At 62.2% G+C, this 14,523-nt stretch carries 14 protein-coding genes; 6 read left to right on the forward strand and 8 right to left on the reverse strand.

The annotated features are described in order from the left end of the window. Positions 1–492: 492 nt before the first annotated feature. Positions 493–1,455 (reverse strand): cupin domain-containing protein, encoded by a 963-nt coding sequence (locus tag ACZYHG_RS19850; protein ID WP_464610013.1) that lies wholly within the window; start codon positions 1,453–1,455, stop codon positions 493–495. A 213-nt stretch (positions 1,456–1,668) separates the two neighbouring features. Between ACZYHG_RS19850 and ACZYHG_RS19855 the strand changes: the two genes are divergently transcribed. From ACZYHG_RS19855 to ACZYHG_RS19865, 3 genes are all read left to right on the forward strand, one after another. Further along, the gene (locus ACZYHG_RS19855) at positions 1,669–2,439 is read left to right on the forward strand and encodes an alpha/beta fold hydrolase (RefSeq protein ID WP_464610014.1); all 771 of its coding nucleotides are present in this window, start codon (positions 1,669–1,671) and stop codon (positions 2,437–2,439) included. 148 nt (positions 2,440–2,587) lie between these two features. Next, a complete protein-coding gene (locus ACZYHG_RS19860; RefSeq protein ID WP_464610015.1) occupies positions 2,588–3,448 on the forward strand; it encodes an alpha/beta fold hydrolase in 861 nt (286 codons plus the stop codon). Between the two features lie 67 nt (positions 3,449–3,515). Further along, positions 3,516–4,016 (forward strand): DUF302 domain-containing protein, encoded by a 501-nt coding sequence (locus ACZYHG_RS19865; protein ID WP_464610016.1) that lies wholly within the window; start codon positions 3,516–3,518, stop codon positions 4,014–4,016. A 193-nt stretch (positions 4,017–4,209) separates the two neighbouring features. Here the strand turns inward: ACZYHG_RS19865 and sucD are convergent, their stop codons facing one another. The 5 genes from sucD to ACZYHG_RS19890 all read right to left on the reverse strand — a co-directional run bounded on the left by sucD (position 4,210) and on the right by ACZYHG_RS19890 (position 9,284). Continuing rightward, complete coding sequence (gene sucD, locus ACZYHG_RS19870; protein ID WP_464610017.1) at positions 4,210–5,109, reverse strand: succinate--CoA ligase subunit alpha; 900 nt, start codon at positions 5,107–5,109, stop codon at positions 4,210–4,212. 14 nt (positions 5,110–5,123) lie between these two features. After that, positions 5,124–6,308 (reverse strand): malate--CoA ligase subunit beta, encoded by a 1,185-nt coding sequence (locus ACZYHG_RS19875; RefSeq protein ID WP_464610018.1) that lies wholly within the window; start codon positions 6,306–6,308, stop codon positions 5,124–5,126. A gap of 19 nt (positions 6,309–6,327) precedes the next feature. Then, positions 6,328–7,287 (reverse strand): HpcH/HpaI aldolase/citrate lyase family protein, encoded by a 960-nt coding sequence (locus ACZYHG_RS19880; RefSeq protein ID WP_464610019.1) that lies wholly within the window; start codon positions 7,285–7,287, stop codon positions 6,328–6,330. A 13-nt stretch (positions 7,288–7,300) separates the two neighbouring features. After that, entirely contained in the window at positions 7,301–8,491 is a 1,191-nt protein-coding gene (locus ACZYHG_RS19885) for an aminotransferase class V-fold PLP-dependent enzyme (protein ID WP_464610020.1), read from the reverse strand. A gap of 124 nt (positions 8,492–8,615) precedes the next feature. Beyond that, positions 8,616–9,284 carry a LuxR C-terminal-related transcriptional regulator gene (locus tag ACZYHG_RS19890; protein ID WP_464610021.1) on the reverse strand — a complete coding sequence of 223 codons (669 nt, stop codon included), beginning with the start codon at positions 9,282–9,284 and terminating at the stop codon, positions 8,616–8,618. A gap of 395 nt (positions 9,285–9,679) precedes the next feature. Between ACZYHG_RS19890 and mgtE the strand changes: the two genes are divergently transcribed. After that, the gene (gene mgtE / locus ACZYHG_RS19895) at positions 9,680–11,092 is read left to right on the forward strand and encodes a magnesium transporter (protein ID WP_464610022.1); all 1,413 of its coding nucleotides are present in this window, start codon (positions 9,680–9,682) and stop codon (positions 11,090–11,092) included. Positions 11,093–11,245: 153 nt separating this feature from the next. Then, positions 11,246–11,632, forward strand: coding sequence for a MerR family transcriptional regulator (locus ACZYHG_RS19900; RefSeq protein ID WP_006203215.1), 387 nt, complete (start codon positions 11,246–11,248; stop codon positions 11,630–11,632). 8 nt (positions 11,633–11,640) lie between these two features. Here ACZYHG_RS19900 and ACZYHG_RS19905 read toward each other — a convergent pair whose 3' ends face one another. Both ACZYHG_RS19905 and ACZYHG_RS19910 read right to left on the reverse strand, forming a co-directional pair. Further along, on the reverse strand, positions 11,641–12,117 hold the full coding sequence (locus ACZYHG_RS19905; protein WP_464610023.1) for a methyltransferase family protein: 477 nt from the start codon (positions 12,115–12,117) through the stop codon (positions 11,641–11,643). Beyond that, complete coding sequence (locus ACZYHG_RS19910; RefSeq protein ID WP_464610024.1) at positions 12,114–13,112, reverse strand: acetyltransferase domain-containing protein; 999 nt, start codon at positions 13,110–13,112, stop codon at positions 12,114–12,116. The genes ACZYHG_RS19905 and ACZYHG_RS19910 overlap by 4 nt, the downstream gene beginning before the upstream one ends. Positions 13,113–13,321: 209 nt before the next feature. Here ACZYHG_RS19910 and ACZYHG_RS19915 point away from each other — a divergent pair, with 209 nt between their 5' ends. Next, positions 13,322–14,521 (forward strand): MFS transporter, encoded by a 1,200-nt coding sequence (locus ACZYHG_RS19915; RefSeq protein ID WP_027029537.1) that lies wholly within the window; start codon positions 13,322–13,324, stop codon positions 14,519–14,521. Positions 14,522–14,523: the final 2 nt, after the last annotated feature.

Below are 14,523 nucleotides of genomic sequence, written 5' to 3' on the forward strand. Positions count from 1 at the left end.
ACGTGTCAGGTGACCTAAACAGTGACCTAAAAGGTGACCTAAAAGCGGGGTTTGGTGACCTAATTTGCAGTTCGGTTAATGGGTCAATTTTTCGTTCTGAATCAATATGTTATGGTGAACTTCCGCTGGTCGCGTTCGAAAATCGAGTCTTCTCGACCGCACCAACTCTCGATCCGTAGGCATTGTGATTGCCGCCATCCGAAGCCCAAACAGAGATTAGGCCTCGACGTCCAGCCGTATCTTGAGGTCGAGTAGCCGCCGGCCTGTTGCAACCTTTTGGAGCTGGCAAAGCGCGGCGTTTAGGTCGCTGTGGGGCAATACGTGGAAGTCGATTCTTCTCGACCGCGCCATTTCGGTACAAAACTGGGCACTCCCTGCCGGAGCCGCTCCGCTGCCATCACCAGATTTTCAGAACTGTCCGCCTTAGGAAGGGTACAGATTTCCGTGCCCTCCACGTCGTTGTCGATCACCGCCTGGCGACAAGGGCGGAGGTCAATCGGCGACTTCTGCTTCCAAGACGCCCCCTGGCCTTCGGCCACCGTCAGACAGGCGAACTGCTCGATAGCGGCCAGGCGATAGGCCATGATGTCGATGGAACAGCTTCGAAAACGCGGTCGCGGTCTCGTAGCCGACACGGGTCGCAATCCGTGCAATCCCTTCGTCGCTTGTTTCGAGCAGAAACGCGGCCTCCGACATCCGGCGTGCGATCAGATAGCGGTACATGGACTCGCCAACGAGCTTGGTGAAGCGAGCCGAAAACGCCGAACGACCAAGTCCCACGCTTTGCCCGAGGTCACCAAGCGTCCAAGGCCGATCCGGTCGTTCGTGGATTAACTGAAGGGCTGGTCCTATGTGCGGGTCTGCCATCGCCCCTAGCCAGCCGCCTTCTCCGGGGCCGAGCGACTTGATCCAGCTCCGCAACACCTCGACGAAGAGCACTTCAGTCAGACGTGAGAGCGCGACGCCTTGTCCGGGACGCTCGAACGCCGCCTCGCTCACCATGCGTTGCAGAATCGCCTCGAGCCATCCTCCGTCTTCCGTCGGCTTCAGGAGAAGCAGGGGCGGAAGCAATTCCAACAAGCTACCGCGCGAGGGCCGCGCCACGGTGAAATTGCCGCAGATCATCGTCGCGAGCGGCTGCTCGCCGCCTCCGTGACGAACAAGGCCAAGACGCCCGGCTAATCGATCGATGTCGACAATCGGTACCGGCTCCGTCTGGCTATCCGAGTAGATCACATGGGGCTCGCCACGCGTGACGACAACAAAGTCGCCCTCGGTCATGTGGAGCTCTCGTCCCTGTTCGAGCGCGAGGGTAGCCGAACCACGGCTGAGATAGTGGAACAGAGCGTAGGGGCGCTTTGGCAACGCGAGATTCCAGGGATGGCCGAGCTCGAAGTGGAACAGCAAGGTTCCGCCAAGGCGAACGCGATCGAGCACTTCAGCGAGGATGTCCATCTTCCCGATGTTAATACGGCGGACGGTCAGACACAATATTCGGACGATTGAGGCCTAACGTCCAACCGCTACACGTACTAATTGATCGCAAGTCGAGCCAACAGGGCGCGCGGCAACCATCACCCGAACGGCAGATGGGAGAACCGCGACTGTTGCCGACACGCCTGCCTTTCCTCGGACCCGCGTCGTCCGTCATCTCAACAGGAGCAACCAATGCGAAATCTTCTACTCTCAGTCGCCACCGTCCTCATGGCCGGAGCAACAATTGGCGCCCCCGCCCAATCAGCTCAACTGCCCAAGGGAGCGGCTCATAATATCGTGCTCGTCCATGGCGCTTTCGTCGACCAGACGAGCTGGAAGCCGGTTGCCGATATCCTCACGAAGAAGGGCTACAACGTAACGCTCGTCGAAAACCCGCTCACCTCCCTCGAAGCGGACGTCGATGCCACCAAACAGGCGCTCGCGAAACAGAACGGCAAGACCGTCCTCGTTGGCCACTCCTGGGGCGGCGTTGTCATCACGCAGGCAGGTAACGACCCGAAGGTCTCGGCGCTCGTCTATGTCTCGGCATTCGCGCCCGAAGTGGGAGAATCTCTAGCCACTCTGGCAAAGAGCGGCCCGGTAACCGAAGGCGGTGCGGCGATTCGTCCCGACGAAAAGGGCGATCTCTACATCGATCCCAAAGTATTTCCTTCGGCAGTCGCGGCTGACCTTCCTCGGGAGATCGCCGAATCCTTGGCAAACCATCAGCTGCCGTTAAACCACACGGCGTTCGAGGCTCCCGTCGACACGGCAGCTTGGCACGACAAGCCGACGTTCTATGTCATCAGCACGAAGGACAAGGTCATCGCACCCGAGGTCCAAAAGATCTTCGCCAACAGGATGAAGGCACAGACGACGGAGGTCGCCGGCAGCCATGCGTCGCTGGTCGTCCACGCTAAGGAAGTCGCCACGGTGATAGAAAAGGCCGCACTCGTGAAGTGACGATGGTGCTCCCGGCACTTTCGTGCCGGGAGCACCGCGTGTTCTCGGCGGACTACGGAATGCCTTGACCGCGAGCGGTTCAGACCTGGCCAGAACCGCACCAGCTACTCTCACTCAATTATTTTATGCCAAGCATCCGGAGGATGACATGACTGAGTTCGACACCGCGCGACAGGACGACGCCATGCTAGAAACAGCGCGCACACGTTACATTGAAGGCAGCGGAATCCGCTTTGCCTATCGCCGCCTCGGCCCATCGACCGGAACGCCGCTGGTTCTCCTGCAGCATTTCTCGGGCAACATCGACGCGTGGGACCCCGCCGTCGTGAATGTCCTGGCCGCCGATCGCCCGGTGATCGCTTTTGACAACGCCGGGGTCGGCCGCTCGACAGGACAAACGCCGGACAGTATCGAGGCGATGGCCCGAGACGCCGTCGCCTTTATTAATCTGCTCGACCTCTCCGAAGTCGACCTTCTGGGCTTTTCTCTCGGCGGATGCGTCGCCCAGCAGATCGCTGCCAAGCACGGACGTTTGGTCCGAAAGTTAATCCTCGTCGGCACCGCTCCGAAAGGCGGAGAGGAACATCTGTTGACGGTGCTCCAGGACGCGTTCTCACAAACCGAAGCGCCTGACCCCCGCCTTCCGCTGTTCTTCACGAAGTCGTCCGCCAGCCAGTCGGCCGGCCTGGCGTTTCTGAAGCGGGCGACGGTGCGTAAGGAAGATAGGGATACCGATAACGGCAGCACGGTGACAGATCCGCAGGCCAAGGCGCTAATTACCTGGTGCGCCACACCTGATCCCGAGCACGCCATTCTGCGCGCCATCCACCAGCCCGCCCTTGTGGTCAGCGGCAGCCACGACACCATGCTGCCGGCGGACAACGCCTACGTAATGTTCAAGGCTCTAAGCAACGCCCAGCTGGTCCTCTATCCCGATTCCGGCCACGGCGCCCTGTTTCAGTATCACGAATTGTTTGCCAACCACGTCCGTACCTTCCTGGAAGCTTAACCGGCGTTGCCTCATCCCGGCGCAATCGGCCGCGCCTTTATTCACAAGAGCTGTTGCGGAGAAAGAAATGACAGTCGCAAAAGTCGAGGTTGAGCGTTTCAGCCTGACGTGTTCCAAGCCATTTGACGCCGTTGTGGCCGCGCTCAAGTCAGCGGTTGGGCAACCTGACATGGTTGAATTTTTCAAGGCGACGAGGGCTGCAAGCTCCTTTCCGGAATTGGAGCGCGTTGTGCAAAGCGGCCTTGGCCGCACAGGTCTCATGCTTTTCGCGGAATTCGACCTGGGCGCCATTCTGCGCCGCGAAACTGGAACCGAGACTCGCAAGAGCATGCGGTTTCTGGTGGGCAATCCACTCATCATGAAAGAAATGGTCAAGCACGTTCCGGATGCTGGATCTTACGCTCCGGTCACAGTCCTCGTTGATGAACGTCCCGATGGCGTGCATGTCTCCTACGACAAAATGGAGAGTTGTCTGCTCCCTTATTGCAGTTTGGAGGCTCTTAGCGTCGCTCGCGATCTTGATGCGAAAATCACAACCTTGTTACGCGAATGCGCACTAAACGCATGATGACGCTTCAGGCGGTAGGTTTGGCCATGACATAGCATTGGCGCTGGTGCTTGGTGCGCCCGGCACGGCGCTGGAGGTTTCAGTTCTGGCGAGCGGCGCCCGGCAAGGGTGATCGCCGATCGCCGACTTCTCCTATGACCCGGAAGGCTCACGCGGGCGTATGTGAGGCCTCCAGAGTGGAGAGGCGCGGAAATCACGCCGCCTTCTTCATCCGCGACAACGTATCCGCCACGACCTCGCCAAAAGACGACGGCGTCGGCACGATGATCACCCCGGCCTCCTTCAGGATCTCGACCTTTTCCTGTGCCGACTCGCCGAAGGCCGAAATGATGGCGCCGGCGTGGCCCATGCGGCGGCCTTTCGGAGCGGAAAGGCCGGCGATATAGGCGATCAGGGGCTTGCGCATGTTGTCGCGCGCCCAGATCGCGGCTTCGGCTTCCTGCGGCCCGCCGATCTCGCCGATCATCACCACGGCGTCGGTGTCGTCGTCCTGCTCGAACAGCTTCAGCATGTCCTTGAAGGAGGAGCCGTTGATCGGATCGCCGCCGATGCCGACGCTGGTCGACACGCCGATGCCGAGCGCCTTCATCTGCGAGGCGGCCTCGTAGCCGAGCGTGCCCGAGCGGCCGACGATGCCGACGCGGCCGGGCAGATAGATGCTGCCGGGCATGATGCCCATCAGCGCCTGTCCGGGCGTGATGACGCCGGCGCAGTTCGGGCCGATCAGCCGCATGCGGTCTTCGTAGCGATAGCGCAGCATGTAGCGCTTGACCTGCATCATGTCCTGCGAGGGGATGCCGTCGGTGATGCAGACGCAGAGCTTTATCCCCGCATCCGCCGCCTCCATGATCGAATCCGCAGCAAAGGGCGGCGGCACGAAGACGATGCTGGCCTCGGCGCGGGTCTCGCGCACCGCGCCCTTCACCGTGTTGAAGACGGGCAGGCCGAGATGCTTCTGGCCGCCCTTGCCGGGCGTGACGCCGCCGACGAGCTTGGTGCCATAACGTTTCATGTCCTCGGCATGGAAGCTGCCGATCTTACCGGTAAAACCCTGGACGATGACCCGGGTGCTGCGATTGAGCAGGATTGCCATTTTTTCGACCTCCCTCAGGCTGCTTTTTTCTTGGTGGCCGCACGCCAGGCGGCGACGGCTTTTTCGGCGGCTTCGGCCAGCGTGTCGGCGACGATCACCGCCTCGCCGGAATCGGCCAGGATGCGGCGCCCTTCCTCGGCCTTGGTGCCGGACAGTCGCACCACCAGCGGCACGTTGACGCCGACCTCGCGGATCGCCTTGATGACGCCTTCGGCGACCCAGTCGCAGCGGTTGATGCCGGCGAAGATGTTGACCAGGATAGTCTCGACATTCTTGTCGCCGAGCACGGCACGGAAGGATTTCGCCACCCGCTCGGGCGACGCGCCGCCGCCAATGTCGAGGAAATTGGCCGGCTCGCCGCCGGCGATCTTGATCATGTCCATCGTCGCCATGGCGAGCCCGGCGCCGTTGATGATGCAGCCGATGTTGCCGTCGAGGCCGACATAGGAGAGGCCTCTGTCGCTAGCGAAGGTTTCGCGCGGATCCTCCTGGCTCTTGTCGCGCAGCTCGGAGATTTCCGGGCGGCGGAACAGGGCGTTCTCATCGAACGACATTTTGGCGTCGAGCGCGATCAGGCTGCCGTCGCGGGTCACCACCAGCGGATTGATCTCCAGCATCGAGGCGTCGTAATCGCGGAACACCTGGTAGCAGCTGAAGATGGTTTCGGTCGCCTTGCCGATCAGATTGTGGTCGAGGCCAAGCCCGAAGGCGATCTCGCGTGCCTGGAAACGTTGCATGCCGACGCCGGGATCGACCGATGTGCGCAGGATGGAATCGGGCGCCTTTTCGACAATGTCCTCGATTTCCATGCCGCCGGCGGCCGACGCCACGATCATCACGCGCTCTTCCTTGCGGTCGAGGACGAAGCCGACATAGAGCTCCTGCGCAATGTCGACGGCTTCCTCGAGATAGAGCCTGGAGATCAGCTTGCCGCGCGGACCGGTCTGCTGCGTCACCAGCTTGCGGCCGAGCATCGCTTCGGCGGCATTCGAGATCTCCTCGTCATTGGCGCACAGTTTTATGCCGCCGGCCTTGCCACGGGCGCCGGAGTGCACCTGCGCCTTCAAGACCCATTTGCTGCCGCCGATCTCGCGCGCCCGGTAAGTCGCCTGCTCGGGGCTGTAGGCCAGTCCGCCGCGCGGCACATGCACGCCGTGGCGGGCAAGCAGTTCCTTGGCCTGATATTCGTGGATGTCCATTTTGTCCTCCCAAAATCCGTCAGTGCGTGGCGTGCGGCTGGCCGGCGCGTTCGATGGCCTCGTTGACCACCAAGACATTCCTCGCCATGCGCTCCGACGCGGCGTCGATCATCTTGCCGTCGAGCGCGGCCGCTCCCTTGCCCTGCGCCTCGGCCTCCTTCAGCACTTCGAGAATGCGTCTGGCGCGGGTGACCTCCTTTTCCGGCGGCGAGAACACGTCGTTGGCGAGCGCAATCTGCGAGGGGTGGATTGCCCATTTGCCTTCGATGCCAAGCGCCGCGGCGCGCCTTGCGGCTGCCTTGTAGCCTTCCGGGTCGGAGAAATCGCCGAACGGCCCGTCGATGGCGCGCAGACCATAGGCGCGGCAGGCGACGGTCATGCGCGACAGCGCGAAATGCCACTGGTCACCGGGATAATCGGGGTTGAGGCCGCCAATGTTGACAGTGCGCGCCTTGCAGCTCGCGGCATAGTCGGCGACGCCGAAATGCATGGCTTCCAGCCGTCCTGATGTGGCGGCAATGGCCTCGACATTGGCCATGCCGAGCGCGGTCTCGATCAGCGCCTCCAGGCCGACACGGGTCTTGAAAGCCTTGGCCATCTCGATCTGGTTGACCATGGCTTCGACCATATAGAGATCGGCCGGCACGCCGACCTTCGGCACGAGGATGGTGTCCAGCCGGTCGCCGGCCTGTTCCATCACGTCGACCACGTCGCGGTACATGTAATGGGTGTCCAGCCCGTTGATGCGCACCGAGACGGTCTTGCCCTTGGCGCGCCAGTCGATGTCGTTCAGCGCCTGGATAATGTTCTTGCGGGCGCGTTCCTTGTCGGGTGGGGCGACCGCGTCCTCGATGTCGAGGAAGACGAAGTCGGCGGCGCTGTTGGCCGCCTTGTCGATCATCTCCGGGCTGGAGCCTGGAACCGCCAGTTCGCTGCGCTGCAGCCTCAGTTTTTTCAAATGGTTGATGGTGTGGCTCATCGTCGGCTCCCCCTCAGGCCGCTTCGGCGACCGGCACGGCGGCCGAAGCGCGGAAATGCTGGATGGCGGCGCCGACGCCGGAGCCCGGCGCCAGCCGCACGCCACAATCGAGCAGCGCCAGTTCGGCCGCCGACAGCGAGGCCAGAACCATCACCTCGTTCAGCCAGCCGAGATGGCCGATGCGGAACACCTTGCCGAACACCTTGTTGAGGCCGCCGCCGAGCGATGTCTGGTAGGTGCCGTAGGCGCGCTTGACGACGTCGCCGCTGTCGATGCCATCAGGCACCAGGATGGCGCTGACCGTATCGGAGTGCCACTTCGGCGCCTTGGCGCACAGCTTCAGGCCCCAGGCATCGACCGCCTTGCGCACGCCTTCGGCGAGGCGATGGTGGCGGGCGAAGATGTTCTCCAGTCCTTCCTCGGCGATCAGGTCGAGCGAGGCGCGCAGGCCGCGCAACAGCTGTGTAGCCGGCGTATAAGGAAAATAGCCGGCATCGTTGGCGCGGATCATATCCTCGAAGGAGAAGAAGCAGCGCCGGTGGCTGGCACTCCGCGACGCGACAACCGCCTTTTTGCTGACCGAGAGGAAGCCGAGGCCGGCGGGCAGCATGAAGCCCTTCTGCGAGCCGCTGACAGCGCAGTCGACGCCCCATTCCTCCTGGCGGAAGTCGATCGAGCCGATCGACGACACGCCGTCGACGAACAGCAGGGCAGGGTGGTTGGCGTCGTCGAGTGCGGCGCGGCAGCCAGCGACGTCGCTGGTCACGCCGGTCGCCGTCTCGTTCTGGGTGCAGAAGATTGCCTTGATGCGGTGCGCCTTGTCGGCCTTCAGCCGCTCGGCGTAGAGCTCGAGCGGGACGCCGGTACCCCATTCGCAGTCGATGACATCGACCTCGAAGCCAAGCCGCTCGGCCATGTCGACCCATAGATGCGAGAACTGGCCGAAGCGCGACATCAGCACGCGGTCGCCGGGGCTCAGCACATTGGTCATCGCCGCTTCCCAGGCGCCGGTGCCGGAGGACGGGTAGATGAAGACGCGGCCGGTCTCGTTCTTGAAGACCCGTTTGATGTCTTCGAACAGCGGCAAAGTGAGATCGGGGAAGGATGCGGCGCGCATGTCCTCCATAGGCAGGTTCATCGCCTGCCGGACTTGTTCGGGGATGTTGGTCGGCCCGGGAATGAAAAGATGGGTGAAACCGGCCATGGTGCGAACTCCTCCTGATCCAGCAAAGCGGTGGTGGGGAGTTTCGTTTCGACGGCTAACGCCAACAACACCTTGCCGGGTAACATCTCGCCGCGCGCGGGTGGGGCAGTCCTACCCGGTTGCCCTACCCGAAAGGCTGCTTTTGGGTACGCCGCTCCCGCGAATAGAGCGCGACGGCCATCGCCCGGTTGCGGACGTCGAGCTTGTCGTAGAGATTCTTGAGATGGTACTTCACCGTGTTCTCGGAAATGCCGGTCCGCGTCGCGATCTGCAGATTGGTCCAGCCGTCGGAAAGCACCGCCAGCAACTCGCGCTCGCGCACCGTGAGCAGCGCCAGGGGCGTGTCATTGACCTTGTTGATGTCGATGTAGGGGATGCAGATGCGTCCGTGCGCGACCGCCAGGATCGTCTCGAAGATGATCGACGGGTCGTCGAACTGGAAGCAGTAACCCTGGGCTCCAAGCCGCACGCACTGTTTCAGGATGCCGATGTCATGATCGTTTGAAAACACCGCGATGCGCACATTGAGCTTGCGGCTATGGACCTCGGCCAGGACGTCCGCGCCATCCATGTCGGCGAGCTTCCAGCCGATCACGGCGACGTCGAATTCGCCCGCCATTGCCAGTTCCAGGAAATGCCTGCCACTTTGCACCGAAGCCAGCAGTTCGAAGCGCCCGTCACATTCCAGCATTTCGCGCAGAGCCGATATGACGAGCGGATTGCGTTCGGCGACGACCACGCGAACGCGCCGCTCCTCGATGTCCTTGTTCGCTGTCTGCGACCTGATCTTCAAGGCTTTCCGGCTGTTCTGGTTTACGGTTAGGCGGGTCCAACAACTGCCTGGACCTGCATCATGACAATTCTGCCTCAACCGTGCAGGGGTGCTCTTTCCCCAGCGACATCAGCTGTCGCGCCGCCTGAGGCTGGCGTTGCATCATCTTTTGACGAAATCGACTCGTTTCGGGATCGTCAGGCAACGCAGCGGCGGCGGAACCGGCACCGATGGGTGAGGGCGCTTTTTGCTCGGGAAACCATTGAGTTGTAGCGGCGGGCTGCGAAGTCGAATCGTCCCCTGTCTCTATCTTTCTTCTGTTTTGCGCACCGGACCCAAAACCGGTTTCCCCTTTTCGGGATCATGGTCTAGACCAGACAGGTACCTTTTCGGAATTCTGACGGCGGGAGGCGCTGGTGGAGGACAAGCAGACGACCTCCGCCAAGGCGGCTGACGACGCCCACGCCGACATCTATGGCGAGGACGGTGCGCTCCTGTCGTCCTTCCTGGCGCAGATCGGCGCGGCCATTGCCGATCGCGACACGCTGGCGCTGAAGCGCGAAGTCGACGATCTGCACCAGTCGGAACTCGGCGATCTCATCGAGGCGCTACATCCCGAACAGCGTCGCGCCCTGGTCGAGCTTCTGGGCGCCGATTTCGACTTTTCGGCGCTCACCGAGGTCGACGAGGCGATCCGCCGCGACATCGTCGATCATCTGCCCAACGCGCAGATCGCCCAGGGCGTGCAGGAGCTCGATACCGACGACGCGGTCTACATTCTCGAAGACCTTGAAAAGGAAGACCAGGACGAGATCCTGTCGCAGCTGCCGTTCACCGAACGGATCAGGCTGCGCCGTTCGCTTGACTATCCCGAAGAGACCGCCGGGCGGCGCATGCAGACGGAGTTCGTCGCGGTGCCGCCGTTCTGGACCATCGGCCAGACCATCGACTATATGCGCGAGGACAAGAACCTGCCTGAGCGCTTCAGCCAGATCTTCGTCATCGATCCGACCTTCAAGCTGCTCGGGGCGATCGACCTTGACCAGATCCTGCGCACCAAGCGCACGGTCAAGGTTGGAGAGGTCATGCACGAGACGCGCCATCTCATTCCGGCCACCATGGACCAGGAAGAGGCGGCGCGCGAATTCGAACAGTACGATCTTCTCTCCGCTGCCGTCGTCGACGAGAATGAGCGGCTCGTCGGCGTGCTGACCATCGACGATGTCGTCGACGTCATCCAGCAGGAGGCCGAAGAGGATCTGCTGCGCATGGGCGGCGTCGGCGACGAAGAGCTTTCCGACAGCATTTTTTCGACCTCGCGCTCGCGCGTTCCCTGGCTGCTGATCAATCTGTTGACGGCATTCCTGGCGGCTTCGGTGATCAGCCTGTTCGACCGCACGATCGAGCACATCGTGGCGCTTGCCGTGCTGATGCCGATCGTCGCCGGCATGGGCGGCAATGCCGGCTCGCAGACCATGACCGTCACCGTGCGGGCGCTGGCGACCAGGAATATCGACATCTACAATGTCGGCCGCATCATCCGCCGCGAAATGGGCGTCGGCTTCATCAACGGCATCATCTTCGCTGTCCTGATCGGCATCGTCGCGGCGGCCTGGTTCCAAGATCGCAATCTGGGCGGCATCATCGCGGTGGCGATGATCATCAACATGTTCGTGGCAGCACTTGCCGGCATCCTGATCCCGCTGCTGCTCGACCGGTTCAAGATCGATCCGGCGGTTGCTTCGGCTGTCTTCGTCACCACGGTCACCGATGTCGTCGGCTTCTTTGCCTTCCTCGGTCTCGCCACATGGTGGTTCGCCGTGCCGTGAAGGCGCGGTAGCACCTCGATTGACTTTTACGTAAATGCCGTGCGAGGCTTGCGGGGGGTGCCATGTCAATTCCGCCATGGCACGGGTTTGGTTCGGGACGGAAGGGCGCGCCGCATTGGCGATCGCCTTGAATTCCGGCGTGCGGGAGTGACAATGCGGGAATATTATTCGATCACCGAGCTGACCCGCGAATTCGACGTGTCGACGCGGACGCTGCGTTTCTATGAGGACGAGGGGCTGGTGCAGCCGGTGCGGCGTGGCCGCACGCGGCTGTTTCGCCCGTCCGACCGCCATCTCATCCGGCAGATCATGCGGGGAAAGAGGCTCGGCTTCTCGATCAACGAGATCCGCGAAATCATCCAGATGTACAAGGAACCGCCCGGCGAGGTCGGTCAACTCAAGCTGATGATCAAGCGCATCGAGGAAAAGCGTGAGGATTTAAGGCAAAAGCGTCGCGACCTCGAGGAGACGCTGGCCGAACTCGACCAGGCCGAGGAATCCTGCGTCGAGCGGCTGGTGGAGCTCGGCGTCAACACCTGAGCCGCTGTTCAAATCCAGCGCCGCACCCGTTTGGCGTAGTCCCGGTATTTCTTGCCGAACTTCGCCGCCAGGATCTTTTCCTCGCCCTCGATGGCGACCTTCTGCGTGACGAAGGCGGCAATGAAGGCAAACAGGAAGAACCAGGCTATCCCCGAGACAAAGGCGACACCGATCAGCATCAGCGTCAACCCCAGATAGATCGGGTTGCGGGTGATGCCGAATGGGCCTGAGGTGACGAGGTGGTCGGGCAAGGCGGTCGGACTGAGCGTGGTCTTTGCCCGCATCATGGTGCGGATGGCGGTGACCCAGAGTGCCGCTGCGCCGAACAGCACCACCCAGCCGGCGGCGAACAGCAGGTCGCCCAGCAGGTCGCCGATCCAGGGCAGGGGATAGAGCATGCCGAGGATGACGCTGATGGCGATTGCCGCGGCGTAGATCACCGGTGGCCAAGGTATTACCCCGGGCTTCGGCTGGGTTTCGGTCATTGCGTTCCTCCCTCGTCCACCTTGTCTTCGGTCTGGGCCGTGCAACTGGCGGCCAGATCGCCCAGATGCGCCCGGAATTCCGCAGTCTGGTCGTTGTTGTAGAGCCGATCAAGAGAGCCTTCGCCCTGCAGCGTCGTCAGCATGCAGCCGCAATAGCTCGAACAGAAGGTCGCGTTGCGCGTCTGTTCGCACGACACTTGGCAGGTTTTCAGAAACTCCACCTGCGGGGTTTCGGCGGGGGCGGGCATCACCTGCGAAAACAGCCAGACGCAGCCGAACAGTATCGGTTGGTGGATCAGGTAGAAGGCAAGGCTGTGCCGGCCGATGAAGAGCAATGGATTGGCCCAGCGGCCGGGCTTAAGGCTCGCCAGCCGCTCCAGCAGACCCGAGGTGGAGGCAAGCTCGGCCACTGCGAGGCCGGCAAGCACCACGCCGAACCACGGGAACAGCGGCACGTAGTCGTTGGAGCGCGGATTGATGGCCGAGAGGCCGACCCACCACAGCCAGGGATGATCGAAGGATTCCAGGCTGACATAGAAGGGCACCACGATAATCGCCGCCGCTACCAGCAAGGTGAGCAGTGCCGGCAGGCGCAGGAAGGCGAGGCCGAGCAGGCTTGCCAGCGCTATCTCGTGCAGGATGCCGAAGAAGATGAAACCGCCCGGCGTAACGAACCAGGTGACTGCAGATATGGCAATCGCCGCCACGGCGACCATGGCGAAGCGTTTCCAGAAGCCGGTCCAGCGGATCTGTCTGCCGTGAGCGAGGAACAGGCTGACGCCGACCAGGAACAGGAAGGTTGAGGCGATGCAGCGCGCGTAGATCTTCCACCCGCCGAAAGCGGTCAGGCCGGGATCGGTGTAGTGAAAATTCTCCAGGTCCCAGGTGAAATGGTAGCTCGCCATGGCCAGCAGTGCGATGCCGCGCACGATGTCGATGGCGACGATGCGCCTGGATGGCTCCGGAACGGGTGGGGTCGGCGTATGGATGGTCATGGTCTCGCGATCTGATTCAGCCCTGCCTGAGGACTATCACGGTTGGGCGGGACAGAAGAAGGCCGGGGCATCGGATCAAACGACACTTTGGGCCAGAGCCGGGAAGCCTTTGACCGGTTTCGCTTTTTGCCGGTTACGCGTCGGTTTCCTCTTAATCGCCGGGGAATGGCCACGGCAGATTTGACCGGTGATTCTGCTTTGGGGAAGCAATGTCCACCCATGTGCGCCATCCGATCTGGCTCCCGGCCCTCAAGGCCGCGGATGCGCGCACCTTCGCCTCGCTCTACGCGGTCGAATCCTTTGCCCGCGCCACGGTGTCGAGCGTCATCCCGATTCAGGCCTACGAAATCCTCCACAACGAGCAGATCGTCTCGATCCTCTACACGGTTGTGGCGATGATGGGCCTGTCGGTGACCTTGTTCATGCCGATGCTGATCCGCCGTTTCGCCCGGCGTTGGGTCTATACGGCAGGCGCCTGCCTGCTCGCCATCGGCTCGCTGTTCTTCGTCACCCACACGCTTGCCGGGCAAATCGCCGGCATGCTGTGCCGTGTCATGGGCGCCAGCGCGCTCTCGATCACGCTCAACCTCTACATCATGGATCACATCCGCAAGACCGACTTCATGCAGGCCGAATCGCTGCGCATGGCGTGGTCGATGTTTGCCTGGACCGGGGGGCCGACGCTCGGCATTTTTCTCTACGCGCATTTCGGCATCTATGCCGCGCATGGCGCGGTGGCCGTGTTTGCGATGGCTTTGCTGGCGCTGTTCTGGTTCTATAGGCTGAGCGACAACCAGTCGATCCAGCCTGGCAAGACACGACCGGCCAATCCGCTCGCCAATATCGGCCGTTTCGTCGCACAGCCGAGGCTGAGGCTGGCGTGGCTGATCGCCTTCGGCCGCTCCTGTTTCTGGTCGACGTTCTTCGTCTATGGGCCGCTGTTCATGGTCATCACCGGGCAGGGCGCTATTGTCGGCGGCCTCTTGGTCTCGGCCGGCAACGCACTGTTGTTCATGGCCATCTTCTGGGGCAAGGCCGGAAAACGGTTTGGCGGCCGGCGCACCATGACCTTTGCCTATTTCGCCATGTCGGCCATGCTGCTGGCCGCGGGCACGGTGGGAGCGACTGCGCCGTTGTTGACCGGGGCTTTCCTGCTTGGTGGCGCGTTCTTTACCATCGCGCTGGACGCATTGGGTTCGACCGCCTTCATGCGCTCGGTGCGCTCCTATGAGCGGGCGCAGATGGCGGCGGTCTACCGCACCTATCTCGATTTTTCCGAGCTGACGCCGCCGCTGGTCTATTCCGTCGTGCTGATCTTCTTCGGGCTGGGCTCGGTGTTCATCACGCTCAGCCTGCTCGCGGCGGTGTGCGGCTTCGTGACGTGGCGCTATCTGCCGAAGTCCCTGTGAGG

The sequence above is a fragment of the Mesorhizobium subarcticum genome (genome assembly GCF_055456085.1).